Here is a 23,233-nt window from a genome sequence, read left to right as displayed (position 1 = left end):
GCTCGGGAGACGGGAAGCCGCCTCGTTGCTGTGGAAGGTCGGGTGGCGGGCCTCGAAAAGCCAGAGCCGGATCATTGCATCAACGCAATGTCGTTATTGGAAATGACCAATTTGAATTGCGCCGATCACAGGTCATCTTACGCCCCAAGACCAGCCCGGTCCCTCGGAGAAACGACCATGATCGACAATCGTCTCGCCCCTTATGGCGCCCTCGGCCTGCGCGTCGCGCTCGGCCTGATGTTCATCGCCCATGCCTATCTCAAGCTCGTGATCTTCACCCCGGCGGGCTTCGCCGGCTTCCTCGGCCAGGTCGGCCTGCCCGGCGCCTTCGCCTGGCCGATCATCCTGGCGGAACTCGTCGGCGGCTTCGCGATCCTGATCGGCTTCTACGGCCGCATCGTCTCGATCCTGCTGCTGCCGGTGTTGCTCGGCGCCCTGATGGTCCATGCCCCGAATGGCTGGGTCTTCAACGCCCCCAATGGCGGCTGGGAATATCCCGCCTTCCTGGCGCTGACCGCCCTCGCCCATGGCCTGATCGGCGACGGCGCGCTTGCGGTGAAGCCGGTCCGCTTCGGCGCGCAGCCGGTCCCGGCCGTCGCCTGAGGCCTCCATTGCAATCAGGCCGGCATGCGGTAACCCTGCATGCGCGCCAGTTCCGCCGCCGCATGGCATCGCCATGACGGCGGCGACTGCTTAGAGCATTTTCGAGCGAAAGCGACACGATGCCGAATGCGGCCAAGATCCTCGCCTGGGATGATTTCCGCCTGATCAAGGCCATCGCCGAGGCGAAGGCGCTGCCGGCCGCCGCCGCGCTGGTCGGCCTCAACCATTCCACCGTGTTCCGCCGCCTCGGGCAGATCGAGGACGGGCTCGGGCTGAAACTGTTCGAGAGGCACCGCAGCGGCTATGTGCCGACACCGGCCGGCGAGGAAATGGCGCAGCTCGCCGAACGGCTGGGCGATGACATCACCGCCTTCACCCGCAAGCTCGACGGCCAGGAGATCAAGCCCGCCGGCGAATTGCGCGTCACCACCAACGACACGCTGCTGGTCGACCTGCTGACCCCGGTCTTCGCCGCCTTCCTGGTGCAATGCCCGGATATCCGGCTCGACATCCTGCTCGGCAACCAGGCGCTGAACCTCTCCAAGCGCGATGCCGATGTCGCGATCCGCGCGACGGACAATCCGCCGGACACGCTGGTCGGCCGGCGCGCCGCCCGCATCGCCTGGGCGCTCTATGGCAGGGCGAGCGATTTCCCGGAAAGCGAGCCTCCCGCCATGGAAGCGCTGCTCAAGCGCAACTGGGTCTCGCTCGGCGACCAGTTCTCGGGCTTCAAGGTCGTGCGCTACCTCAAGGAGCATGTCGCGGCGGAGCGCGTGATCTACAAGGTCAACACCGTGCTCGGCCTGTCGGAAGCGGTCGAGGCCGGGATCGGCATCGGCTTCCTGCCCTGCTTCATCGCCGACACCAAGCCCGGCCTGACCCGGCTGGGCGAACCGGAGAACGGGCTCGCCGCCGATCTCTGGCTGCTGACCCATCCCGATCTCCGGCATTCGCCGCGGGTGCGGCTCTTCCTCGATTTCATCGCGGGCGAGATCGGCAGGATGAAGCCGCTGCTCGAAGGCGCGCGGCCGATCGCGCCGCGCGGCGCAGCTCTGATCGCGGAGCAAGGCGATGCCGCCGCCCGGTGACTGGGGCTTCCTCGCCTGGATTTTCGCGGTCTCGGTCCCGCTCGGCCTGGCGGCAGCGACCTTCTGGGCTCGCGGCCTGCGCAACCGACGGCCCAAGGTGCCGCCCGGCGATCCCGGCAATCCCGTCTGAATACAGAAACCCGCCCCGGGCGCACCGGGACGGGCCTCTTATCCGCGCAGGGACCGGGTTTACGCAGCCTTCTGGTTGATCCCGGATTCGGCCAGCTTGGTCAGCTTGCTGTCGGCGGCGAATTCCTCGTCGAGATTCTGTTGCAGCAGCGCCGCGCAATCATTGCGGCCGAGCTGCTTCGCCCAGGCCGTCAACGTGCCATAGCGGGTGATCTCGTAGTGCTCGACGGCCTGCGCGAGCGCGATGATCGCGGCATCACGGACCTGCTTGTCGGCCACTTCGCCGGTGACTTCCTTGGCCTCTTCGAGAATGCCGTCGATCGCCGGGCAATCGACGCCCTCGACCTCGACGCCGTGCAGCTTGAAGACCTGCTCGAGCCGCTGGATATGCCCCTGCGTCTCGCCGCGATGCATCTCCAGCCCCTGCTTCAGCTTGGCGTCGCTGGCCTGCTCGATCATCTTCGGCAGCGATTTATGGATCTGGTTCTCGGCGTAGTAGATGTCCTTGAGCGTGTGGACGAAGAGATCGTCCATCGTCTTGATATCCTTGGAAAACAAGCCCATGCCATCCTCCTGTCGTGGGACCTTGCGACGGTGACAGCCGGCGCCGCGGGCGGCGCGCCTCCCCTGGTTGCGCAACGTCGCGGCCTCCCTTCTGTTCCGGGGCGTCGGAATGGCGCGAGGGGGTTGGATCATCGGACCGATATCGCATCCGGTCCGATGATCCAGCTCCTGGTTTCACATCGGCTTTCTCCGAAAACCGTAATCCACTTTTCGGGCCGATGCCCTCGGCAACAGCACAGCGACGAGAGCATGTCCGCGCTTCTCCGAAGCGCGAAAATCTCACTTCCGTTGTTTTGAGGCATTGTCTTCACGCGAACCGGTATCCACTTCGCTCGAACATGCTTTAGGCTAGGCTGGGCTCATGGAAATCATCGTCTCCGTCCTGATTTGCGTGTCGCTGATCTGGCTGATCGGGCGGCGCGTGCCATGGAACGCCAAGCTGATGACGCTCGTCGTCACGCTGGCCGTGGTCGTGCTGATCGTCTGGCTCGATCGCAGCGGCAATTGGCCGGACGCCTTCAGGCGCTAGATCCTCGGACCGGATTCGTATCCGGCCCGATGATCCAGCGTCTTGTTTTCGCATCGGCTCGTTCCGAAAACCGCAATCCACTTTTCGGGCCGATGCGCTGGCTTCTTGTTTTCGCATCGGCTCGTTCCGAAAACCGGAATCCACTTTTCGGGCCGATGCGCTGGCCGCGATCGCTCAGGCGACGAGCTTCAGCCCGATGATGCCGGCGACGATCAGCCCGATGCAGGCGAGCCTGAGCACGCCGGCCGGCTCGCCGAACAGCCAGATGCCGAGCGCGGCGGTGCCGACCGTGCCGATGCCGGTCCAGATCGCATAGGCCGTCCCGACGGGCAGATGCTTCAGGGCAAGGCCGAGCAGGCCGAGGCTGACCACCATGCTGGCGAGCGTCAGCAGCGTCGGCACGAGCCGGGTGAAACCATCCGTGTATTTGAGGCCGATTGCCCAGCCGGTCTCGAACAGACCAGCGACGAAGAGATAGAGCCAAGCCATGGCGGCGCTCCTTCGGAAAGGGGCGAGGCCGTCCACGCCTGGGGGGATACGCGGGCTTGCCGCGGAGGTCGTCCTCGGTTGCGGATCTAGGCTGCGCCGGCGCTCAATTCAAGCGCCGGCTGCTCAGGCTCCGTCGCCGACCGCTTCCGGCTGGAGCACGCCGCGCAGCACGCGCTGGCATTCGGTGAGCTCGGCCAGCGCGGCTGCAAGCACGGCGAGATCATCGCGATCCTGGGCGGCCTGCCGGGCCTGCTGCGCCATATCCGCGGCATCCGGCTGCCATGACGGCGGGGCTTCGCCGGCCGGCTCGATGTCGACAGGCATCGACCTGGGCGGGCCTGGCTGGGGTCCGCCGGCAGCCGGCGGCGCCCCGACCGGCGCGCCGCGGCCGATGGCCTGGACGTGGCGCGGGCCCTGTTCCTTCAGGATCCGCTGCAGGCCCTTGATCGTATAGCCTTCGCCATAGAGCAGCCGGCGGATGCCCTTCAGCAGCGCGACGTCGTCGGGCCGGTAATAGCGGCGTCCGCCACCGCGCTTGAGCGGCTTGATCTGGTTGAAGCGCGTTTCCCAGAAACGCAGGACGTGCTGGGGAATGTCGAGGTCTTCGGCGACCTCGCTGATGGTCCGGAAGGCATCTGGGCTCTTGCTGTCCAATTCGGCCTCTGTATCGCCGGTGTGGAACTCCAGATTCACTCCTCGTCGCCCTCGCCCGCCTGTCCGTTGATCCGGGCCTTCATCACGTTCGAGGGCTTGAACACCATAACACGACGCGGCTCGATGGGAACTTCAACGCCCGTCTTCGGATTACGCCCGATTCGCTCGCCTTTGTCGCGTACGACGAAGGAACCGAAGGACGATAGTTTCACATTCTCGCCGCGCGCGACAGCATCGCAGATTTCGTCGAGGACGGCCTCGACGAGCTTGGACGATTCCGTCCGCGACAGCCCGATTTTCTGATAGACAGCCTCGCACAGATCGGCGCGAGTGACCGTTTGCCCCGCCATTCATAGCCTCCAAGGCGTTATTGGTGTGTAGAAGGTCCACCCACCCTTCGCCGTTACGGACGCTGGGACGCTATGCGTCCCGGCCTGTCCGGTCAATCCTTGAACGGCCATTCAACTGCAATCTCAAGCAGAACGGGCCGGATCTCGGAAAAATGGAGCGAAATTAGGTGGAATTTTGAACTAACGGCTCACCAGCGGATCAGGGCAGAGCCCCAGGTGAAGCCGCCGCCCATCGCCTCGATGAGGACGAGCTGGCCGGGCTGGATGCGGCCGTCCCGATGCGCTTCGGCAAGCGCGAGCGGGATCGAGGCGGCCGAGGTGTTGCCATGCCTGTCGACGGTGACGACGACGCGGTCATGGCTGATGCCGAGCTTGTCCGCGGTGGCGTCGATGATGCGGCGGTTGGCCTGGTGCGGCACGAACCAGTCGATATCGCGGCCCGAGAGGCCGGTTTCCGAGAAAGTGTGCTGCACCGTCTCGGCCAGCTTGACGACGGCGTGGCGGAAGACCTCCTTGCCTTCCATGCGCAGGAAGCCGACCGTCTTGGTCGAGCCCGCGCCGCCATCGACATAGAGCTTGTTCTTGAAGCGCCCGTCCGAGCGGATATGGGTGGTGAGGACGCCGCGATCGGCCAGCGTGCCGCCGCCCTCCTCCGCCTTGAGCACGACGGCGCCGGCGCCGTCGCCGAAGAGCACGCAGGTGGCGCGGTCCTCCCAGTCGAGGATGCGCGAGAAGGTCTCGGCGCCGATCACCAGCGCGGCGCGCGCCGCGCCCGAGCGCAGGAACTTGTCGGCGGTGGCGAGGCCGAAGACGAAGCCCGAACAGACCGCCTGCAGGTCGAAGGCCGCGCCCTCGGTGATGCCGAGCTCGGCCTGGATCTGCGTCGCGGTGGCGGGAAAGGTATGGTCCGGGGTCGCGGTGGCGACGACGATCAGGTCGATCTCGGACGCGTCCATGCCGGCATCGGCAAGCGCCGCCCTGGCCGCCTTGAGGCCGATCATCGAGGTCGTCTCGCCCTCGGCAGCGACATGGCGCTGATGGATGCCGGTGCGCTGCACGATCCATTCGTCGGACGTGTCGACGCGCTGGGCCAGCTCGGCATTGGTGACGATACGTTCCGGAAGGTAGGAGCCGCAGCCGCGGACGACAGAACGGAGCATGGACAAGTAAGCTTTTCCCTATTCGACGGCGGCCGCCGGTTGCGGCGCCGTCTCCGGCCGCGCTGTCGCGGCCACCATTTCGCGGACCTTCGCCATCAGGTTCTCGCGCGCCATCTCATAGCCCAGTTCGGTGGCGCTGGCGAAGCCGATCGCATCGGTGCCGCCATGGCTCTTGATGACGATGCCCTCGAGCCCGAGGAAAACGCCGCCATTGGCCTTGCGCGGATCCATCTTCTCCCGGAGCGCCGAGAAGGCGCCGCGGGCGAAGAGATAGCCGATCTTGGCCATGAACGAACGGGTCATCGCGGCGCGCAGATATTCGGCGATCTGGCGTGCCGTGCCCTCGGCGGTCTTCAGGGCGATATTGCCGGTGAAGCCCTCGGTGACGACGACATCGACGGTGCCCTTGCCGAGATCGTCGCCCTCGACGAAGCCGTGATAGGTCAGGTGCGGCAGGTTGCTCTCGCGCAGGATGCGCCCCGCTTCCTTGACCGCCTCGACGCCCTTGATCTCCTCGACGCCGACATTGAGCAGGCCGACGCTCGGCTTGTCGAGATCGAAGACGATGCGGGCCATGGCCGCGCCCATCACCGCGAGGTCGACGAGATGGCGGGCATCGGCGCCGATGGTCGCGCCGACATCGAGCACGACGCTCTCGCCGCGGGCCGTCGGCCACAGGCAGGCGATGGCCGGGCGGTCGACCTGCGGCATCGACTTTAGGCAGAACTTGGACATCGCCATCAGCGCGCCGGTATTGCCGGCGGAGATGGTGACATCGGCCTCGCCGGTCTTGGTGGCGTCGATCGCACGCCACATCGACGACTTGTAGCGGCCATAGCGCAGGGCCTGGCTCGGCTTGTCGTCCATCTTCACCGAGACCTCGGTGTGGTGGAAGGTCGTGACCGCCTTCAGCTTGGGATGGGCGTCGAGCAGCGGCAGGACGAGGGTCTCGTCGCCGAACATGACGAAACGGACATCCGGACGCCGCTCAAGTGCCAGCGCAGCGCCGGGAATGACGATCGCAGGGCCGTGATCTCCGCCCATCGCATCGAGCGCGATTGTAACCGGTCTGGTCATGAGGTGATGGTCGATCCCGGAAGAGGCCGCCCTTCGATACGGGGCAGCTCGATGCGGGCCGGACAATAGCGACTTGGACGCCCGCCGCAAGCCAAAGCAGGAGAAGAAAAAGCGCTCATTCGCCCCGTTTCAGCTTGGCCAGCACGGCAAAGGGCGATTCCTCCCTGGAGCTGCCGAGATCGGCATCGAAGCTCGCTCCCGGCTTGCGCGGATAGGGATCGAGCGCGAGCGCCAGGAACTCGACGGTGATCGCGCCGAGATCGATCACGCCGTCGATGATCGGCTCCGGCGGATCGTCCTCGTTGAGCAGGATCTCGAGATCGATCTCGCCCTTGTCGTCGCGGCTCTGCTCGCGCTCGGCGGCGGCGAGCGCCTCCGCTTCCGGCACGAAATCGAGCTTGACCGGCACTTTCAGGCTGACCGGGAACGGGTCGAGCGTGACGATGCAAGTCTGGTGCAGCTCGGCAGCGATCTCGCCCGCAAGCTTCACCCGATCGCCATTGCGCGACAGCTCGTAACGCGCCTCGAGCGCTTCGAGCGAGGCGAGGCCGAGCACGGTGGCGATGCGCGCCAGGGTCTCGCCGGCGGCGGTCACCGTGACATGGCTGCCACGCGGCTTGATCGTCTCGACACGGACGGGATGGCTGAGCGGGGCGCTGGTTTCAGGCGCCATGGTGATTCTCTTGATTGGAGAAAGCGGGAAAGAGCGCTTCCTGCTCCAGAATTGCGTCAAGATCGCGCCCGGCAAAGGCGTCGTCGCTCGCTCGCACATAGGCGGCCAGCGCAGGGGCGCCCTCGCCGCTTCCGGCATTGCGGCGCAGGGTCTCGACCAGCTCGGCCGGATCGGAGGAGGCCAGCGCGCGCTCATAGGCCTGGAGCCGGCCATAGAACATCTGGCCGATCTTCTTCATGCGCTTGGGCACGGCGACATCGCTGATGCCGCTCTGGCGGAAGCCGAACTCGAGATAGGAGAAGCAGGCGTCGACGAAATCCTGCGCCAGGGCGTCGGCCGGAGCCGGCAGCGCGCGCAGGCGGCGCAGCACGAGGAAGACATGCAGCGTCAGTGATTCGAAACGGCCTTCGAACGTGTCGGGAATGCCGCCTTCGAGATAGAGGCCGGGCTGGCGCGATGCCACGGCGACGCGATCGAACAACGCATTCACCGGCCCAAGTCGCTCCGAACGCTTGCCGAACAAGCCGAAGATCACGCGCGCAACTCCCGGGTACCGCCTCTGCCTTGCCAAAGCCATGCTCGGGCGTTACGCCAACCATGACCTGTTTGACAAGCGACTTAGACCTCCCGCCCCATTGGACCTGCCCTCCCTGCTTCTGGATTGCCCTGCATGACCGATACGACCCGCCGCGCGACCCTGTTGGGCTTTCTCGCGACCTCGTCACTCGCTCTCGCCGGCTGCGGCGCAGACCGGGGCGGCTTCGTGCTGCCGACATCGTCCGGACTGAACGAGGAGTTCACGCGCGGCTTCGTCATGGATGACGGGCTGATCGCCCAGGTGAAGCCCGGCATGGACGTGCAGCAGGTGCTGGCCATCCTCGGCACGCCCTCGACGACCTCGACCGTCGGCAACCGCACCTTCTACTATATCAGCCAGCGCGTGCGCCGGCGCTTCCAGTTCCAGGACCCGGCGGTGATCGACCAGAACGTGCTGGTGATCTATTTCAACAAGTCCTTCAAGGTCGAGCGCATCGCCAATTACGGCCTGCAGGACGGCGTGATCTTCGACTTCATCAGCCGCACCACCGCCTCGGGCGGCGAGGAGCAGAGCTTCGTGCGCAACCTCTTCCGCGGCGTCACCAAGTTCAACCCGCTCGGCGGCCTGACTGGCGGCTCCTGACGAGCCTGAAGACGGTTCCCACGAACAGGCAAAAGCCCCGCAGCGATGCTGCGGGGCTTTTTCGTGCCTGACGCCTCGATCCGAACGGTGGATTGCGGATTTCGGCAAAAGCCCCGACGAGAACGAGGTAGATCAGCGGACGCGATACGATATCCGGCCCCACGATCTCGCGGCTCACAGCGCCCCGATCAGGGCATCGAGATCGCGGGCGCCGTGCAATACGCGCAGAATTTCGACCGTGTCCTCGCGCAGGCGATAGAAGATCACATAGCTGCCATGGGGAGCACGGCGGAGTTGACGCGCCGGTTAGCGCGCGACCAGGGGATAGCGCTCGGGCGTAACGAGAAGGCCCGCGCAGCGGCGCTCAAGGGTATCGACAAAGCGTAGCGCCTGGACCGGGCTGTCCTTGGCGATGTAGTCGCCGATCTCCTGCAGGTCGCGGCGCGCCTTGAGCGTGAAGGCCAGCCTCATCCGCCGTCGGCAGACTTCGTATAACGCGCCCGCAAAGTGGCGAAGACATCATCACCGGCGATGAGCTGGCCGGCATCGGCTTCCGCGAGGCCCTGCTCCAATGCCGCGTCGAGGGCCATGAGCCGCTTCTCGCGCTCCTCGACGAGGCGCACGCCTTCGCGCAAGACCTCGCTCTTCGAGTTGTAGCGGCCTGTTGCGACCAGTTGATCGACAACGCTCTCCAATCGGGTTCCGAGATCCGCACTGACAGCCATTGCCTGCCTCCTTTGATCAATATCTATTATTGGTTCAAAGGTCATGCAAGCGTGGGATCAACGCGTTGTCGTATTGCGCTCCGGCAGGGTCATCGCCGCCACGCCGATCACGACCAGCGCCAGGCCGAGCCAGGCGGTCGGGCTGAGGCGCTCGCCGAGGAAGGCGATGCCGATGGCGACGCCGAAGGGCACGCGCAGGAACGAGACCGAGGTCGTGCCGACCGGGCCGAGCGTGCCGATCAGCCGGAAATAGATGGCGAAGGCGAGCGCCGTCGAGAAACCCGCCAGCGCCAGCAGGGCGAGGATCGAATCCTGCGAGGGCGAGAGCGTCCAGGGCCGGTCGACGATCAGGGCGAGCGGCAGCAGGATCGCGCCGCCGCAGAGCAGGGAGCCGGCGGCCGGCATCAGCGGGTCGAGCCCGGTGAAGTTGCGGCCGAACAGGGCGGCGCAGGCATAGGAGACGGTGGCGAGCACGATGGCAAGCTGCGGCACGAGCTCGCCGCCCAGGCCGCCGACGGCCTCGACGCCGACAACCAGCATGATGCCGGCAAGTCCGGCGGCGACGCCGAAGGCCTTGCGCAGGTCGAGCTTGCGCTGCGCGGCGAAGGCGAGCGTCAGCAGGAAGACGAAGACCGGGGTGGTGGCGTTGAGGATGGTGGCGAGCCCGGCATCGACGCTGCGCTCGGCCCAGGCGATCAGCGTGAAGGGCAGGACGCTGTTGAGGCAGGCCTGGAACAGGAAAAGCCGCCAGGTCGCGAGATCGCGGGGCAGGCCAAGGCCGCGCCCGCGGATGACCGCGACGAGGATCGCGCCGGCGATCAGCGTGCGGGCCGCGATCAGCGTGACCGGCGGGATCGTCTCCACGCCGAGCTTGATGAAGGTATAGGAGCCGCCCCAGAGCGCCGCGAGCAGGAGGAGCAGCGCGATCTCGGTGGCGTGGCTGGATCGGGCGGCGGAAACGGCTGTGCTTGTCGATGCGGTCATGGCTTGCCCCTAGGGTTGGGGCGACCATGCCACCGGGCACTGGCTGACGCTTGCAGGAACGCTACGTTCCCGGCCGTAGCGAGCCAGCCGTCATGGTCGGGCTCGTCCCGACCATGACGGGAAAGGCCGTGCCCAGTCCCTGGATTAAAATGCTCTCAGTCACGCCGTCATGCTCGCCCCTGTGGCGAGCAGCCACGTCTTGAACACCGCCCCGCATCAAGGAAGACGTGGATGGTCGGGACAAGCCCGACCATGACGAGATGCCCCTTCATAATCTGATTCAACAGGGCGAGAGCTTGATTCAGGATCGGGCGCCAACCCCTTGGGACGGCAAGAAAAAACCCCGCGGATCGCTCCGCGGGGCCTTGGCGTTCGGGCAGCTGGTTCAGGCTCAGGAATGCGCCAGGATCGCCAGCAGCAGGAGCGCGATGATGTTGGTGATCTTGATCGCCGGGTTCACGGCGGGGCCCGCCGTGTCCTTGTAGGGGTCGCCGACGGTGTCGCCGGTCACCGAGGCCTTGTGGGCGTCGGACCCCTTCATGTGGCGCACGCCGTCCTTGTCGACGAAGCCGTCCTCGAAGCTCTTCTTGGCATTGTCCCAGGCGCCGCCGCCCGAGGTCATCGAGATGGCGACGAAGATGCCGGTGACGATGACGCCCATCAGCATGGCGCCGACCGCGGCGAAGGCCTGGTTGCGGCCGGCAATGGCGTTGATGACGAAGAAGGTCACGATCGGCGCCAGCACCGGCAGGAGCGAGGGCACGATCATTTCCTTGATCGCGGCGCGCGTCAGCATGTCGACGGCGCGGCCGTAATCGGGCCGGTCCTTGCCTTCCATGATGCCGGGCTTCTCGCGGAACTGCCTGCGCACCTCCTCCACGACCGAGCCGGCGGCGCGGCCGACCGCGGTCATGCCCATGCCGCCGAAGAGGAAGGGAATGAGGCCGCCGAGCAGCAGGCCGACGACGACATAGGGGTTGGACAGCGAGAAATCGACCGTGATGCCCTTGAAGTACTGGAAGCTGGTCGCGCCCGCCTTGTTGGCCTCGGCGATGAAGAAGTTCAGGTCCGAGGTATAGGCGGCGAAGAGCACCAGGGCGCCGAGGCCGGCGGAGCCGATCGCATAGCCCTTGGTGACCGCCTTGGTGGTGTTGCCGACGGCGTCGAGCGCGTCGGTGGAGTGGCGGACCTCCTTGGGCAGGCCGGCCATCTCGGCGATGCCGCCGGCATTGTCGGTGACCGGGCCGAAGGCGTCGAGCGCCACGACGACGCCGGCGAGCGCCAGCATGGCGGTGGTGGCGATGGCGATGCCGAACAGGCCGGCCAGGCCATAGGCGACGATGATGCCGGCGATGATCACGATGGTCGGCGCCGCGGTCGCTTCCAGCGAGACGGCGAGGCCCTGGATGACGTTGGTGCCGTGGCCGGTGACCGAGGCCTGGGCGATCGAGACGACCGGACGCTTGCCGGTGCCGGTGTAGTACTCGGTGATGACGACGATGCAGAGCGTCACCGCGAGGCCGACAAGCGCGCAGCCGAAGAGCCCGCCCGAGGTGAAGCTCACGCCCTGCACGGTGGTGAAGGCGGCCGAGAAGCCGCCGAACATCAGCCAGTTGACCAGGGCGATGGCGCCGACCGAGAGCACGCCGGCGGCGATGAAGCCCTTGTAGAGCGCGCCCATGATCGACTGGTTGGCGCCGAGCTTGACGAAGAAGGTGCCGATGATCGAGGTGACGATGCAGGCGGCGCCGATCGCCATCGGGTAGAGCATCATCGCGCCCAGCACGGGCTGGCCGGCGAAGAAGATCGCGGAGAGCACCATGGTCGCGACCAGCGTCACCGCATAGGTCTCGAACAGATCGGCGGCCATGCCGGCGCAGTCGCCGACATTGTCGCCGACGTTGTCGGCGATGGTCGCGGGGTTGCGCGGATCATCCTCCGGGATGCCGGCCTCGACCTTGCCGACGAGGTCGGCGCCCACGTCAGCGCCCTTGGTGAAGATGCCGCCGCCGAGGCGGGCGAAGATCGAGATCAGCGAGGCGCCGAAACCGAGCGCGACCAGCGAGTCGATGACGACGCGGCTGGACGGCGAATTGCCGAGGCCGACGGTCAGCACTGTGTAGTAGACGGCGACGCCGAGCAGCGCGAGGCCGGCGACCAGCATGCCGGTGACCGCGCCCGCCTTGAAGGCGACGTCGAGCCCCTCGCCCAGCGACTGCATCGCAGCCTGGGCGGTGCGGACATTGGCCCGGACCGAGACGTTCATGCCGATGAAGCCGGCGGCGCCGGAGAGCACCGCGCCGATCAGGAAGCCGATGCCGACCCAGGGGCCGAGCAGATAGGCCAGGACAACGAAGAGCACGACGCCGACCATCGAGATGGTGACGTATTGGCGCTTGAGATAGGCCTGCGCGCCCTCGGCGACCGCACCGGAAATCTCCTGCATGCGCTGGCTGCCGGCGTCGCGCTTCATGACGTCGCCATAGGCCCATATGCCGTAGACAATCGAAAGCGCACTCAGAAGAATGATGATAAGCAAGGCGGACATCGGTGCTCCTGACCTCGAGGTTTCTTCCCACGCGAACGTTGTCGCGAACCTTTAGTTATTGAACGCCATTGATGCGGAGACGGGCGGGGAAGATCGCACCCGGTATACGGATCGCCAGAGTCGACCCACAGTGTTGACAAGATTTCGCCGGAACGCAAACGGGCTGGCTGACAAATCCGCGGGAATGTCAGGGCATGCCTAGCCGGCGCTACGCGCCGGCGCGGAAGGACCGGGTCGGGCGTGACTGACCCGTCAGAGCGCCGCCGGCGCCGCCCGCTTCTGCAGGCCTTGCCAGGCCACGAGCACGAGCGCGATCGCCACCGGCGGGAAGACCAGCCAGTTGACGCTGTCCCAGCCGCCGGCATTGAGCAGGCCGCCGGCCGAGAAGGAGGCGATGGCGACCGAGCCGAAGACGAGGAAATCGTTCGCCGCCTGGACCTTGACGCGCTCCTCCGGGCGATAGCAGTCGGTCACCAGCGCGGTCGCGCCGATGAAGCCGAAATTCCAGCCGAGGCCGAGCAGGATCAGCGCCAGCCAGAAATGCGCGACGCTGAGCCCGTGCAGGCCGACAATGGCCGCGAGCGCGGTCAGGCAAAGCCCGGCTGCCGTGACCTTTTCCTTGCCGAAGCGGGCGATCAGCTTGCCGGTGAAGAAGCTCGGGCCGAACATGGCGAGCACATGCCACTGGATGCCGAGCGCGGCCTCGCCGATCGAATGGCCGCAGCCGACCATGGCGAGCGGCGCCGCCGTCATGACGAAGCTCATCAGGCCATAGGCGACGAGCGCAGCCGTGACCGAGGCGATGAATTTGGGCTGGCGCATGATCTCACCGAGCGGCCGGCCGCCGGCCTGTTTCACCGCCGTCACCGGCGGCGGGCGCAGCCGGGACACGACGGCAATGGCCAGCAGCGCCAGGCAGCCCTGCGCCAGGAAGCTCGCGGCGAAGGGGGCGGCCGGCGTCAGGTCACGCGTCCAGAAGACCGATTGCGGGCCGATGATCCCGGCGGCGAGGCCACCGAACATGACCCAGGAGATGGCGCGCGGCTTGAAGGCCTCGCTCGCGGTATCGGCGGCGGCGAAGCGGTAGCTCTGCACGAAGGAGCCATAGAGCCCGCACATGAAGGTGCCGAGGCAGAACAGCCAGAACATCCGCCCGCCGGCGCCCGCTGCAGCGATGCTGGCGGCGACGGCGCCGATCAGCGCACCGATGAGATAGCCGCTGCGGCGGCCGAACCTGCGCATCAGCATCGCCGCGGGGATGACGCCGGTGGCGAGGCCGAGCTGCATCAGGCTGACCGGGACGGTGGCGAAGGTCTTGTCGGCGACGAGCTGGGAGCCGACGATGCCGCCGAGCGAGATGACGATGGCCGGGCTCGCGCCGCCCAGCGCCTGGGCGCAGGCGAGGACGAGCGCATTGCGCCTGGCGATCACGTCGCCCTCGGTCACCGGAACATGCTGGTTCATCGCAGAAGCCGCCGCTCGTCACCCGGCAGCATCCGCCGCCTTCAAAAATGGGCGAAGGACCCTCGCGTGAAGGCGCGCTCCCTGCCCTGCTCGTAGAAACGCATCGCACCGGCAGTGGAGGTGACCCGGCCGATGCGCGCAAGCGCGATGCCGGCTGTCTCCGCCGCCGCGGCCAGAGCAGGATATTCTCCCTCAGAGGCCGTGAGGAGAATTTCGTAATCGTCTCCGCCCGTCCAGGCCAGTTCCGCCAATGCGGGATCGGCCATGACCGCGGCGCGGGCCGCAGCGGAGAGCGGCACGGCATCGAGATCGATCTCGGCGCCGATTCCGGAGGCGGCGAGCAGCTTGGCGAGATCGCCGACCAGCCCGTCCGAGACGTCCATCGCAGCGGAGGCATGGAGCTGCAGCGCCGGCGACAGGGCGAGCCGCGGACGCGGATGGAGATAGCGATCGGCGAGATGCGCGCGCTGCTCCCCAGTGAGCCCGGCGACCCAGCCCGGCTGGTCCGGGCCATGCACCTTGAGGCCGAGCGCGCCATCGCCGATCGTGCCGGAGACGAGCAGGAGATCGCCGGGCCTGGCGCCCGAGCGCAGCACCATGCGCCCGGCCGGAACGCTGCCGAAGGCGGTGATCGAGATGGTCAGCGGGCCGGGCGTCGAGACGGTGTCGCCGCCGATGAGCGGGCAGCCGCCCTCCTGCGCCATCGCCTTCAACCCCCCAGCGAAGCCGGCGAGCCAATCCTCGGTCCAGCCCTTCGGCAGCGCCAGCGTCAGCACGAAGCCATCGGGCCTGGCGCCCTTGGCGGCGAGATCGGAGAGGTTCACGGCGAGCGCCTTGCGCGCGATCGAGGCCGGCGGGTCGTCGGCGAAGAAATGCACGCCGGCGACGAGCGCATCGGCGGTGACGACGATCTCGTAGCCGCGGCCCGGCCGCAGCAGCCCGGCATCGTCGACGAGGCCGAGGCCCGCCGCTCCGGCGATCGGGACAAAATAGCGGGCGATCAGCTCGAACTCGCCGGGGCGCTGGGCTTTATCGCTCACGTTTTCTTCCCGCAGAGGCACTGGACTCACACGAACCCGACGTCATTGCGAGGAGCGCAGCGACGAAGCAATCCAGGGGGACGTAAAGCTCTGCCGCCCTGGATTGCTTCGCGGAGCCTGTACTCGGGCTTGCCAAAGGCAAGACCCGGGTGCTCGCAATGACGGGAAATCTCCAGCCTGGACCACGTCCTCGCATCGGCATGTCCCGAAAACCGCGATCCACGTTTCGGGCCGATGCGCTACGCCGCCGGCGCGTCGAATTCGTCGGAGCGGAACTCGCGGGCGAGCTTGTCGAGCACGGCGTTGACCATGCCGATCTCCTCGCCCTCGTAGAAGGCGCGGGCGACGGCGACATATTCGGAGATGACGGCGCGGGCCGGCACGTCCTTGCGGAAGGCGAGCTCATAGGCGCCGCCGCGCAGGATGGCGCGGACCACGGCCTCGACGCGCTTCAGCGGCCAGCCGGCGGCGAGGACCTCGTCGACCGAGCGGTCGATCAGGCGCTGCTCGCGCACGACGCCGCTGAGCAGGTCGCGGAAAAAGGCGATCTCGGCCTTGGGCAGCTCGACATCCTCGACCTCCTTGCCGATCCAGAAGGCCTCGAACTCGGCCATGGCCTCGATGACGCCACGGCCGCCGATCTCCATCTCGTACAGCGCCTGCACGACCGAGAGCCGCGCGCCGCGGCGCATTTCAGCCCGGCTCATGAGGATTTATCCGCGAGCGAGCGCTTGTAGCGCAGCACGGCGAGCGCCGCCTCGGCCGCGCCGCCGCCCTTGTCCATCTCGGAGCGGTTGGCGCGGGCCCAGGCCTGCGCCTCGTTCTCGACGGTGAGGATGCCGTTGCCGAGCGGCATGGCAAAGGCGACGGAGAGATCCATCAGCGCCCGCGAGCTCTCGCCGGCGACGATGTCGTAATGGCCGGTCTCGCCGCGAATGACGGTGCCGAGCGCGACGACCGCCTCATAGGGGTCGACATTCTCGTCGGCATTGCGCAGGCCGATGACGATGGCCGCGGGGATTTCGAGCGCGCCGGGCACGGTGACGACATCGACGCGGCATTCGGCCTTGTCGAGCACGGCGAGCGCGCCTTCGAGCAGCTCGTCGGCAAGCTTGTCGTAGAAGCGCGCCTCGACCACGAGAACGCGGGCGCCGTCGAGCGCGACGGCGGGAGTTGCGGCCTTATCGGCCGAGATCTGCCGGGGTCCGGCCATGGTTCTTATCCTTGCTGGATGTCAAGGGCGCTGGTTACCCGCCCGGGCGCGCCTCCGCAAGCCGCGCGGCATACCGTGCCATCAGATCGACCTCGACATGGACGGGGTCCCCGGCCTTGCGCTCGCCCCAGGTGGTGACGCTGAAGGAATGCGGGATCAGCAGCACGGTGAAGACGTCGTCCTCGACCGTGTTGACCGTCAGCGAGGTGCCGTCGAGGCAGATCGAGCCCTTGGCGGCGATAAAGCGCGGCAGCCCCTGCGGCGCGCGGATATGGAAACGCGCGGTCGCGCCCCAGGGCTCGTCCGGATCGGGCGCGATCTGATCGATCTTCAGGATGGTGCCGACCCCGTCGACATGGCCGGTGACGAGATGGCCGCCGAGCTCGTCGCCCATCTTGAGCGAGCGCTCGAGATTGACCCGCGTGCCCGGCGCCCAGGCGCCGACCATCGTCTTCGACAGGGTCTCGGCCGCAGCCTCGACCTGGAAGGTGCAGCCTGGCTCGCCATCCTCGCGCTCGCGCAGCGCCGTCACGGTCAGGCAGACGCCGGCGCAGGCGATGGAGGCGCCGATCTCGATGCCGGCGGCCTCATAGGGACAGGCGATGGCGAGGCGCTTCAGGCTCGGGCCCTTGCTCTGCGCCTCCACGACCGTGCCGATGGCGGTGACGATGCCGGTGAACATCAGGCGATCCTCTCATAGCGCTCGAAACGGTCGTGGCTGATCAGCCCGGTCTCCGCAAGCCGGTACAGGTCGGGTTCACCCAGCATTTCCGCAAGGGCCGGACGCACGGCGACGATACCCGGCTCACCCAGCGGCTTCGGCGAGGTCGAGACGATGACCTCGTCGGCAAGGCCCGCCAGCGCCAGCTTCTCGCCGATGGTCGGCCCGCCCTCGGAGAAGACGCGGGTGATGCCGCGGGTGCCGAGCAGGCTCAGCGCCTCCCGAAGGTCGAGATGGCCGTCCGGCCCGGCCGAGACGCGCATGACCTCGACGCCGGCCGCGACCAGCGCCTGCTCGGCCGCGACCGGGGCGGTCTCGGCGGCGATGACCCAGACCGGAACCTCGCCGACCGTGCGGACCAGCCTGGACTCGAGCGGCAGGCGCAGGTGCGAATCGAGGATGACGCGGATCGGCGAGCGCTGGGCCATGCCGGGCAGCCGCACGGTCAGCATCGGATCGTCGGCGAGCACCGAGCCGATGCCGAGCATGATCGCATCGTGATGGGCGCGCTGGAGATGGACCCAGGCGCTCGCGGCCGGGCATGAAACGGCGATCGGCTTGCGCTGCGCCGTGCCGGCATAGCCGTCGGCGGTGCGGGCGACCTTGAAGGTCACCATCGGCCGCCCCTGCGTGACCCGCAGGACATGGCCGCGATGGGCCCGCTGCGCCTCCTGCTCGAGCACGCCGGTGGTGACGCTGATGCCGGCCGTGCGCAGCAAGGCGAAGCCGAGCCCGCGAAAGAGCGGATTGGGGTCGGCCATGGCGCAGACCACGCGCCGGACGCCGGCGAGGATGGTGCGCTCGACGCAAGGGGTGGCGGCGCGGACGGTGCGATGCGAGCAGGGCTCGAGCGTGACATAGAGCGTGCCGCCGATCGCGGCATCGCCGGCCCGGTCGAAGGCATGGGCCTCGCCATGCGGGCGCCCGCCGGGCTGGGTATGGCCGCGTGCGACGACGACCGGACCATCGGCCGTGTCCTGCGTGACGATGGCGCCGACGCAAGGGTTCGGCCAGGTCGTGCCCTGGCCGCGCGCGCCATAATCCAGCGCCTGGCGCATGAAGGCGCGATCGAGCGCGCCCTGGTCAGTCATCGTGACGGGCGGGCGGCGGGGCTGTCGCGGCTTCGATCTCGTCGGCGCTGAGCTGGCCCAAAAGCTCTTCGAAATCACGGGCTTCGCGGAAGTTCTTGTAGACCGAGGCGAATCGGACATAGGCGACGTCGTCGAGCGATTTCAGCCCTTCCATCACCAATTCGCCGATGGTCGAGCTGGAGACCTCGCCCTCTCCCGCGCTTTCGAGCTGGCGCACGATGCCGTTGACCATGCGCTCGACGCGCTCGGGCGCGACCGGGCGCTTGCGCAGCGCGACCTCGATCGAGGTCTGCAGCTTGTCGCGGTCGAAGGCGGTGCGCCGGCCCGAGCGCTTGACCACGGTCAGCTCGCGCAGCTGCACGCGCTCGAAGGTGGTGAAGCGGCCGCCGCAATCCGGGCAGACGCGGCGCCGGCGGATCGAGGCGTGATCGTCCGTCGGCCGGGAATCCTTCACCTGCGTATCGAGGGAGCCGCAATAGGGACAGCGCATCGGGGCGGCCTCTCAGGACGGTTGGGTCTCGGCGCCGGCCTCTTCGGCCAGCGCCGCAGCGAGATTGGCGCTCGACCATGACGGCCAGCCGGTGCCGGCGAAATCGCGATCATGCGACCAGATATCGGCGTCATAGGTCCAGGCGAGCGCCAGGATATGGGCGTCGTCGGTGCTGCCGTTGCGGGAGGCCGTGGCGTTGCGAAGGCGGCTCTCGGCTCCCGCAATGTTGTCACCGTATCTCACGGCCTCGACGAGCTCGATCGAATTGAGGATCGCGCCGGCGATCTCGCCAAGAACCGGAGCGCCGGGATCAAGTCGCACAAGCACGCGCCGCACCTCGTCGGACACATCGACCGATGTGATCAAAGCCCTGCGGGCGCTGACCTTTTCGAGCAGCGGTCTCGACCTGAAGCCAAGAACCGCGCTCAGAATGACGTTCGCGTCGACAATGAGGGCCTCCGAAGGCCTGGAGCGCCACATCACTCGTCACGTTCGCCCAGGAAACGCTCGAGGCGAAGCTTCATGTCCGGCGACAAGGCGGCATGATAGTCGTCGCTTCGCTTCAAGGCTGCGGAGATCGTCTCGGTGTCCGGCTTCTTGACCGGCACCAGCAACCCGACCGTCGCGGTACCGCTCTTGATCGGCACCGGATGCGGCAGCGCCTGGATGGCGCCGGCCGACATCTTCTGCAACTCCCGCATGGTCACGCTGTGACGCCCCATATCGACCTCCCGTCGACATGTATGTAACCCCGTAGGGCGACAGCTTCAAGGCGTGGACCGGAGCGACCGATCAATAGATCGGGAAGCGCGAGGTCAGTGCGTGGGCCTTGGCCTTGACCGCCTGCTCGACCGCGGCGTTCCCCTCCTCGCCATTGGCGGCGAGGCCGTCGAGCACCTCGGCGATCAGCTCGCCGACCTGCTTGAACTCGGCGACGCCGAAGCCGCGCGAGGTCGCCGCAGGGGTGCCGAGGCGGATGCCGGAGGTCGTCATCGGCTTTTCCGGATCGAAGGGGATGCCGTTCTTGTTGCAGGTGATGTGGGCGCGCCCGAGCGCGGCCTCGGCCGCCTTGCCGGTCAGCTTCTTCGAGCGCAGGTCGACCAGCATCAGGTGGTTGTCGGTGCCGCCGGTGACGAGGTCGAAGCCCTTGCTCTTCAGCGTGTCGGCGAGCGCCTTGGCGTTCTCGACCACGGCGCGGGCGTAGATCTTGAATTCCGGCTGCAGCGCCTCGTGGAAGGAGACCGCCTTGGCGGCGATGACATGCATCAGCGGGCCGCCCTGGATGCCCGGGAACACGGCCGAGTTGATCTTCTTGGCGATGGCCTCGTCATTGGTCAGCACCATGCCGCCGCGCGGGCCGCGCAGGGTCTTGTGCGTGGTGGTGGTGACGACATGGGCATGCGGGAACGGCGAGGGATGGGCGCCGCCCGCGACCAGCCCGGCGAAATGGGCGATGTCGACCATGAAATAGGCGCCGACCTTGTCGGCGATCTCGCGGAAGCGGGCGAAATCCCAGTGGCGGGCATAGGCCGAGCCGCCGGCGACGATGATCTTCGGCTTGTTCTCGACGGCGAGACGCTCCAGCGCCTCGTAATCGATGATCTGGTCGACGACGCAGACGCCGTAAGGCACGACCTTGAACCACTTGCCGGACTGGTTGACCGGGGCGCCATGGGTCAGGTGGCCGCCGGCGGCGAGGTCGAGACCCATGAAGGTGTCGCCCGGCTGCATCAGCGCCATGAACACGGCCTGGTTGGCCTGGCTGCCCGAGTTCGGCTGGACATTGGCGAACTGGCAATCGAACAGGCGGCAGGCGCGCTCGATCGCCAGCTTCTCGGCGATGTCGACGAACTGGCAGCCGCCATAATAGCGCCGGCCGGGATAGCCCTCGGCATATTTGTTGGTCATGACCGAGCCCTGCGCCTCGAGCACGGCCTGCGAGACGATGTTCTCGGAGGCGATCAGCTCGATCTCGTCGCGCTGGCGGCCGAGCTCCAGCTCGATCGCGCGGGCGATCTCCGGGTCGACATCGGCCAGCGAGGCGCTGAAGAAGGAGTTGGAGAGGTGCTTCTCGGCAGCTGCGTCACGGCTCATGGCTTAAGCTCCCTCGACGCGCCGGCGGCTGGAACCTCAAGGCTCCGGCACGCCAGTCCCGCGCCCGTTCGGATTGGTCACATCGTCGGGGTCGGCAAAGCTCCCCGGCGCTGCGGCGTGCTTAGACCATGATCGCGAAAAGTGGAATCTGTTTTGCGGCCGCACGAATCCGGTTGATCCTCCGGCCGGATCGAGGTGTCTCGCCGCTGGCGGCTCCGGGATCCCTGCCTTCCGACATCGGCCTGTCATGGGAAGGCTGCGAGATCAGCGAAAAATGATGCGGGACGGAACAACATGCGGGGGGAGATGGCGTGACCAGCGAGCAGCGCGAAGGCGACGTTCACAGCGAGACCTGGCCACCGCAGCGCCGCTCGCCGCTGCATGCCTTCTTCGAAAGCGGCGCCGCGGCCGGCGTGCTGCTGGTCTTCGCCGCGCTCAACGCGCTGACCATCGCCAATTCGCCGCTGGGCGCGATCTATTTCGCGGTGCTGGAGCTGAAGATCGCGGGCCTGAGCCTGTTGCACTGGATCAATGACGGCCTGATGGCGGTCTTCTTCCTGATCGTCGGCCTTGAGATCAAGCGCGAGTTCATCGAGGGCCAGCTCGCGACCTGGTCGCGGCGCGCCCTGCCCGCCATCGCCGCGCTCGGCGGCATGATCGTGCCGGCGCTGATCTATCTCGCGGTCGCCCGCGGCGATCCGGCGGCGATCCGCGGCTGGGCGATCCCGGCGGCGACCGACATCGCCTTCGCGCTCGGCGTGCTGGCGCTGCTCGGCTCGCGCGTGCCGGTCTCGCTCAAGATCTTCCTGACGGCGCTGGCGATTCTCGACGATCTCGGCGCCATCCTGATCATCGCCCTGTTCTATTCGGACCAGCTCTCGCTGGTCATGCTGGGCGGCGCGGCCGCCTGCCTCGCCGCGCTGACGCTGCTCAACCTGCGCAATGTCAGGTCGCTCTGGCCCTATCTCGTGGTCGGCGCCGTGCTCTGGCTCTTCGTGCTGAAATCCGGGATCCATGCCACGCTCGCCGGCGTCGCCCTGGCGCTGACCATCCCGCTCGGCGGCTACGGCACCGAGAGCGACGAGCCGGAGCACTCGCCGCTGCATACGCTGGAGCATTGGCTCCACCCCTATGTCTCCTATTTCATCGTGCCGATCTTCGGCTTCGCCAATGCCGGGGTCTCGATCGCCGGGATGACGCCCTATCTGCTGCTGACGCCGGTGCCGCTCGGCATCACGCTCGGGCTGTTCCTCGGCAAGCAGATCGGCGTGTTCGGCTTCGCCTGGCTCGCCGTGAAGCTGGGCCTGGGCACGAAGCCGGCCAAGGCGAGCTGGATGCAGATCTACGGCGTCTCGCTGCTCTGCGGCATCGGCTTCACCATGAGCCTGTTCATCGGCGCCCTCGCCTTCGAGGGCCATGAGGCGCTGCACAAGGCGACCAAGATCGGCGTGCTGGTCGGCTCGGCGATCTCCGCCGTGCTGGGCTATGTCGTGCTCCATATCGCCGGCGCCGCGCTCGCCAGGCCGGATGAGGAGCCGGTCAAGCCGGCGCCGTCGATCCTGGCGCGCAAGCGCCCGCGCTAGCGCTAGCGCCGATGCGCTAATTCGTCTGCACCAGCCGCCGCAGCCGCTCGCGCCGGGCGGAGCGGATATGCAGCCGGGCGGCCTCGTCCGCCGCGGCCGGGCTATGCGCCTCGATCGCGCTAACCAGCGCCTCATGCTCGGCATGGGCCTGCGCGGCCCGGACCGGGTCGAGCAGGGTCGAGGGGCCGAGCAACGCGCGCGCGTCGCGCAAGGCGTTCAGCGTCTTGAGCAGGTAGCGGTTATGGGCCGCGCCGTAGAGTGCCGAGTGGAAGCGCTCGTTATGGCGCGCCAGCTCCTGCGGGCGCGCGAGCAGATCGGCCTCGATGGCGAGGAGATCGCGCAGCGCCACGATCTCGCTGTCCGAGGCATGGCGCGCCGCGAAGGCTGCGGCCGTGCCCTCCAGCACCTCGCGCATCGCGTAGAGCTCGGAAACGGCCTGATGATCGAGCGAGGCGACGACCAGGGTGCGGGATTCGCGTGCGAAAAAGCCCTCGGCCTCGAGACGGCGCACCGCCTCGCGCAGCGGCGTGCGGCTCATCTGCATCCGGACCGCCAGATCCTCCTCGCGCAGCCGCATGCCGGGCCGCAGCTCGCCGGCCTCGATCGCGCCGCGCAGGCTGGCATAGGCCTGCGCCGCCAGCGACCCCGCGGGCTGAACATCGGCGAAATCCCCCAAGAGCATCCCTCCTCGCGCATTCCGCGCCCGTGATCGCGCGCCGGCCCCGGGAAATCAACGCTTGCCTCGGCCGGCTCCAGTTCAGTATACTTCGGTATACCGAATAAG

The 23,233-nt window shown here is 67.4% G+C and carries 28 protein-coding genes and 1 pseudogene; 6 read left to right on the top strand and 23 right to left on the bottom strand.

All coding sequences use genetic code 11. From position 1 onward, the window contains the following. Positions 1–177 precede the first annotated feature (177 nt). The 3 genes from EV560_RS34830 (at position 178) to EV560_RS35980 (ending at position 1,821) form a co-directional block, all read left to right on the top strand. The gene (locus EV560_RS34830) at positions 178–603 is read left to right on the top strand and encodes a DoxX family protein (protein WP_131860458.1); all 426 of its coding nucleotides are present in this window, start codon (positions 178–180) and stop codon (positions 601–603) included. A gap of 119 nt (positions 604–722) precedes the next feature. Continuing rightward, the gene (locus EV560_RS34825) at positions 723–1,691 is read left to right on the top strand and encodes a LysR family transcriptional regulator (RefSeq protein ID WP_131860457.1); all 969 of its coding nucleotides are present in this window, start codon (positions 723–725) and stop codon (positions 1,689–1,691) included. Further along, positions 1,675–1,821: a hypothetical protein gene (locus EV560_RS35980; protein WP_165923781.1), complete on the top strand. Its 147-nt coding sequence runs from the start codon at positions 1,675–1,677 to the stop codon at positions 1,819–1,821. The genes EV560_RS34825 and EV560_RS35980 overlap by 17 nt, the downstream gene beginning before the upstream one ends. 59 nt (positions 1,822–1,880) lie before the next feature. On the opposite strand, the gene EV560_RS34820 is transcribed toward EV560_RS35980, so the two are convergent. After that, on the bottom strand, positions 1,881–2,384 hold the full coding sequence (locus tag EV560_RS34820) for a YciE/YciF ferroxidase family protein (RefSeq protein WP_131860456.1): 504 nt from the start codon (positions 2,382–2,384) through the stop codon (positions 1,881–1,883). Positions 2,385–2,745: 361 nt separating this feature from the next. Here EV560_RS34820 and EV560_RS35975 point away from each other — a divergent pair, with 361 nt between their 5' ends. Continuing rightward, a complete protein-coding gene (locus EV560_RS35975) occupies positions 2,746–2,913 on the top strand; it encodes a hypothetical protein (RefSeq protein WP_165923780.1) in 168 nt (55 codons plus the stop codon). Between the two features lie 174 nt (positions 2,914–3,087). Here the strand turns inward: EV560_RS35975 and sugE are convergent, their stop codons facing one another. From sugE to EV560_RS34785, 7 genes are all read right to left on the bottom strand, one after another. Next, a complete protein-coding gene (gene sugE, locus EV560_RS34815) occupies positions 3,088–3,402 on the bottom strand; it encodes a quaternary ammonium compound efflux SMR transporter SugE (RefSeq protein WP_131860455.1) in 315 nt (104 codons plus the stop codon). Between the two features lie 123 nt (positions 3,403–3,525). Next, on the bottom strand, positions 3,526–4,095 hold the full coding sequence (locus EV560_RS34810) for a MerR family transcriptional regulator (protein ID WP_248312351.1): 570 nt from the start codon (positions 4,093–4,095) through the stop codon (positions 3,526–3,528). Continuing rightward, the gene (locus tag EV560_RS34805; protein ID WP_069876977.1) at positions 4,092–4,406 is read right to left on the bottom strand and encodes an integration host factor subunit alpha; all 315 of its coding nucleotides are present in this window, start codon (positions 4,404–4,406) and stop codon (positions 4,092–4,094) included. Before EV560_RS34805 ends, EV560_RS34810 begins: the two co-directional genes overlap by 4 nt. A gap of 188 nt (positions 4,407–4,594) precedes the next feature. Continuing rightward, positions 4,595–5,572, bottom strand: a complete 978-nt coding sequence (locus EV560_RS34800; protein WP_131860453.1) for a beta-ketoacyl-ACP synthase III — start codon at positions 5,570–5,572, stop codon at positions 4,595–4,597. Positions 5,573–5,584: 12 nt separating this feature from the next. Beyond that, positions 5,585–6,643 (bottom strand): phosphate acyltransferase PlsX, encoded by a 1,059-nt coding sequence (gene plsX / locus EV560_RS34795; protein WP_131860452.1) that lies wholly within the window; start codon positions 6,641–6,643, stop codon positions 5,585–5,587. 115 nt (positions 6,644–6,758) lie between these two features. Further along, complete coding sequence (locus EV560_RS34790; protein WP_165923779.1) at positions 6,759–7,316, bottom strand: YceD family protein; 558 nt, start codon at positions 7,314–7,316, stop codon at positions 6,759–6,761. Beyond that, positions 7,306–7,851, bottom strand: coding sequence for a ubiquinol-cytochrome C chaperone family protein (locus tag EV560_RS34785; RefSeq protein ID WP_248312350.1), 546 nt, complete (start codon positions 7,849–7,851; stop codon positions 7,306–7,308). Before EV560_RS34785 ends, EV560_RS34790 begins: the two co-directional genes overlap by 11 nt. A 135-nt stretch (positions 7,852–7,986) precedes the next feature. On the opposite strand from EV560_RS34785, the gene EV560_RS34780 reads away from it, so the two are divergent. Next, on the top strand, positions 7,987–8,496 hold the full coding sequence (locus tag EV560_RS34780) for an outer membrane protein assembly factor BamE (RefSeq protein ID WP_131860449.1): 510 nt from the start codon (positions 7,987–7,989) through the stop codon (positions 8,494–8,496). Between the two features lie 174 nt (positions 8,497–8,670). Here EV560_RS34780 and EV560_RS36595 read toward each other — a convergent pair. From EV560_RS36595 to glyA, 14 genes and pseudogenes are all read right to left on the bottom strand, one after another. After that, positions 8,671–8,967: pseudogene (locus EV560_RS36595) on the bottom strand (type II toxin-antitoxin system RelE/ParE family toxin). Next, entirely contained in the window at positions 8,964–9,221 is a 258-nt protein-coding gene (locus EV560_RS34765) for a type II toxin-antitoxin system ParD family antitoxin (protein ID WP_131860480.1), read from the bottom strand. Before EV560_RS34765 ends, EV560_RS36595 begins: the two are co-directional and overlap by 4 nt. A 57-nt stretch (positions 9,222–9,278) precedes the next feature. Further along, positions 9,279–10,205, bottom strand: coding sequence for a DMT family transporter (locus tag EV560_RS34760; protein WP_131860446.1), 927 nt, complete (start codon positions 10,203–10,205; stop codon positions 9,279–9,281). Positions 10,206–10,596: 391 nt separating this feature from the next. Further along, positions 10,597–12,753 (bottom strand): sodium-translocating pyrophosphatase, encoded by a 2,157-nt coding sequence (locus tag EV560_RS34755; protein ID WP_131860445.1) that lies wholly within the window; start codon positions 12,751–12,753, stop codon positions 10,597–10,599. 252 nt (positions 12,754–13,005) lie between these two features. Beyond that, positions 13,006–14,217, bottom strand: coding sequence for an MFS transporter (locus EV560_RS34750; RefSeq protein ID WP_131860444.1), 1,212 nt, complete (start codon positions 14,215–14,217; stop codon positions 13,006–13,008). A 41-nt stretch (positions 14,218–14,258) separates the two neighbouring features. Continuing rightward, on the bottom strand, positions 14,259–15,257 hold the full coding sequence (thiL, locus tag EV560_RS34745) for a thiamine-phosphate kinase (protein WP_131860443.1): 999 nt from the start codon (positions 15,255–15,257) through the stop codon (positions 14,259–14,261). A gap of 239 nt (positions 15,258–15,496) precedes the next feature. Then, complete coding sequence (nusB, locus tag EV560_RS34740; protein ID WP_131860442.1) at positions 15,497–15,964, bottom strand: transcription antitermination factor NusB; 468 nt, start codon at positions 15,962–15,964, stop codon at positions 15,497–15,499. Continuing rightward, complete coding sequence (gene ribH / locus EV560_RS34735) at positions 15,961–16,470, bottom strand: 6,7-dimethyl-8-ribityllumazine synthase (protein WP_131860441.1); 510 nt, start codon at positions 16,468–16,470, stop codon at positions 15,961–15,963. Before ribH ends, nusB begins: the two co-directional genes overlap by 4 nt. Positions 16,471–16,504: 34 nt before the next feature. Further along, positions 16,505–17,152 carry a riboflavin synthase gene (locus EV560_RS34730; protein ID WP_131860440.1) on the bottom strand — a complete coding sequence of 216 codons (648 nt, stop codon included), beginning with the start codon at positions 17,150–17,152 and terminating at the stop codon, positions 16,505–16,507. After that, entirely contained in the window at positions 17,152–18,282 is a 1,131-nt protein-coding gene (gene ribD, locus EV560_RS34725) for a bifunctional diaminohydroxyphosphoribosylaminopyrimidine deaminase/5-amino-6-(5-phosphoribosylamino)uracil reductase RibD (RefSeq protein WP_131860439.1), read from the bottom strand. The genes EV560_RS34730 and ribD overlap by 1 nt, the downstream gene beginning before the upstream one ends. After that, the gene (nrdR, locus tag EV560_RS34720; RefSeq protein ID WP_131860438.1) at positions 18,275–18,772 is read right to left on the bottom strand and encodes a transcriptional regulator NrdR; all 498 of its coding nucleotides are present in this window, start codon (positions 18,770–18,772) and stop codon (positions 18,275–18,277) included. Before nrdR ends, ribD begins: the two co-directional genes overlap by 8 nt. 12 nt (positions 18,773–18,784) lie before the next feature. Then, on the bottom strand, positions 18,785–19,252 hold the full coding sequence (locus EV560_RS34715) for a PIN domain-containing protein (protein WP_131860437.1): 468 nt from the start codon (positions 19,250–19,252) through the stop codon (positions 18,785–18,787). Beyond that, the gene (locus tag EV560_RS34710) at positions 19,252–19,494 is read right to left on the bottom strand and encodes a hypothetical protein (RefSeq protein ID WP_131860436.1); all 243 of its coding nucleotides are present in this window, start codon (positions 19,492–19,494) and stop codon (positions 19,252–19,254) included. The genes EV560_RS34715 and EV560_RS34710 overlap by 1 nt, the downstream gene beginning before the upstream one ends. Positions 19,495–19,564: 70 nt before the next feature. Beyond that, positions 19,565–20,866, bottom strand: coding sequence for a serine hydroxymethyltransferase (gene glyA, locus EV560_RS34705; RefSeq protein ID WP_131860435.1), 1,302 nt, complete (start codon positions 20,864–20,866; stop codon positions 19,565–19,567). Between the two features lie 311 nt (positions 20,867–21,177). Here glyA and nhaA point away from each other — a divergent pair, with 311 nt between their 5' ends. Next, complete coding sequence (gene nhaA / locus EV560_RS34700) at positions 21,178–22,449, top strand: Na+/H+ antiporter NhaA (RefSeq protein ID WP_131860434.1); 1,272 nt, start codon at positions 21,178–21,180, stop codon at positions 22,447–22,449. A 16-nt stretch (positions 22,450–22,465) separates the two neighbouring features. On the opposite strand, the gene EV560_RS34695 is transcribed toward nhaA, so the two are convergent. Further along, positions 22,466–23,125 (bottom strand): GntR family transcriptional regulator, encoded by a 660-nt coding sequence (locus EV560_RS34695; protein ID WP_248312349.1) that lies wholly within the window; start codon positions 23,123–23,125, stop codon positions 22,466–22,468. Between the last annotated feature and the right edge of the window lie 108 nt (positions 23,126–23,233).

The organism is Allobosea sp. BK604 (assembly GCF_004341515.1).
Taxonomy (GTDB): domain Bacteria; phylum Pseudomonadota; class Alphaproteobacteria; order Rhizobiales; family Beijerinckiaceae; genus Allobosea.
Note: the sequence above shows the minus strand (reverse complement) of the source record. Positions and strands in the feature narration are given on the sequence as shown.

What these genes read in the sequence shown, in the direction of transcription:
- EV560_RS34780 (WP_131860449.1), top strand. Translation starts at nt 7,987, where the DNA reads ATGACCGATACGACCCGCCGCGCGACCCTGTTGGGCTTTCTCGCGACC.
- EV560_RS34790 (WP_165923779.1), bottom strand. Translation starts at nt 7,316, where the DNA reads ATGGCGCCTGAAACCAGCGCCCCGCTCAGCCATCCCGTCCGTGTCGAG.
- EV560_RS34820 (WP_131860456.1), bottom strand. Translation starts at nt 2,384, where the DNA reads ATGGGCTTGTTTTCCAAGGATATCAAGACGATGGACGATCTCTTCGTC.
- sugE (WP_131860455.1), bottom strand. Translation starts at nt 3,402, where the DNA reads ATGGCTTGGCTCTATCTCTTCGTCGCTGGTCTGTTCGAGACCGGCTGG.
- ribD (WP_131860439.1), bottom strand. Translation starts at nt 18,282, where the DNA reads ATGACTGACCAGGGCGCGCTCGATCGCGCCTTCATGCGCCAGGCGCTG.
- ribH (WP_131860441.1), bottom strand. Translation starts at nt 16,470, where the DNA reads ATGGCCGGACCCCGGCAGATCTCGGCCGATAAGGCCGCAACTCCCGCC.
- nrdR (WP_131860438.1), bottom strand. Translation starts at nt 18,772, where the DNA reads ATGCGCTGTCCCTATTGCGGCTCCCTCGATACGCAGGTGAAGGATTCC.
- EV560_RS34710 (WP_131860436.1), bottom strand. Translation starts at nt 19,494, where the DNA reads ATGGGGCGTCACAGCGTGACCATGCGGGAGTTGCAGAAGATGTCGGCC.
- EV560_RS34755 (WP_131860445.1), bottom strand. Translation starts at nt 12,753, where the DNA reads ATGTCCGCCTTGCTTATCATCATTCTTCTGAGTGCGCTTTCGATTGTC.
- EV560_RS34765 (WP_131860480.1), bottom strand. Translation starts at nt 9,221, where the DNA reads ATGGCTGTCAGTGCGGATCTCGGAACCCGATTGGAGAGCGTTGTCGAT.
- EV560_RS34825 (WP_131860457.1), top strand. Translation starts at nt 723, where the DNA reads ATGCCGAATGCGGCCAAGATCCTCGCCTGGGATGATTTCCGCCTGATC.
- glyA (WP_131860435.1), bottom strand. Translation starts at nt 20,866, where the DNA reads ATGAGCCGTGACGCAGCTGCCGAGAAGCACCTCTCCAACTCCTTCTTC.
- EV560_RS34730 (WP_131860440.1), bottom strand. Translation starts at nt 17,152, where the DNA reads ATGTTCACCGGCATCGTCACCGCCATCGGCACGGTCGTGGAGGCGCAG.
- EV560_RS34760 (WP_131860446.1), bottom strand. Translation starts at nt 10,205, where the DNA reads ATGACCGCATCGACAAGCACAGCCGTTTCCGCCGCCCGATCCAGCCAC.
- EV560_RS35975 (WP_165923780.1), top strand. Translation starts at nt 2,746, where the DNA reads ATGGAAATCATCGTCTCCGTCCTGATTTGCGTGTCGCTGATCTGGCTG.
- EV560_RS34805 (WP_069876977.1), bottom strand. Translation starts at nt 4,406, where the DNA reads ATGGCGGGGCAAACGGTCACTCGCGCCGATCTGTGCGAGGCTGTCTAT.
- plsX (WP_131860452.1), bottom strand. Translation starts at nt 6,643, where the DNA reads ATGACCAGACCGGTTACAATCGCGCTCGATGCGATGGGCGGAGATCAC.
- EV560_RS35980 (WP_165923781.1), top strand. Translation starts at nt 1,675, where the DNA reads ATGCCGCCGCCCGGTGACTGGGGCTTCCTCGCCTGGATTTTCGCGGTC.
- EV560_RS34715 (WP_131860437.1), bottom strand. Translation starts at nt 19,252, where the DNA reads ATGTGGCGCTCCAGGCCTTCGGAGGCCCTCATTGTCGACGCGAACGTC.
- EV560_RS34750 (WP_131860444.1), bottom strand. Translation starts at nt 14,217, where the DNA reads ATGAACCAGCATGTTCCGGTGACCGAGGGCGACGTGATCGCCAGGCGC.
- EV560_RS34830 (WP_131860458.1), top strand. Translation starts at nt 178, where the DNA reads ATGATCGACAATCGTCTCGCCCCTTATGGCGCCCTCGGCCTGCGCGTC.
- nusB (WP_131860442.1), bottom strand. Translation starts at nt 15,964, where the DNA reads ATGAGCCGGGCTGAAATGCGCCGCGGCGCGCGGCTCTCGGTCGTGCAG.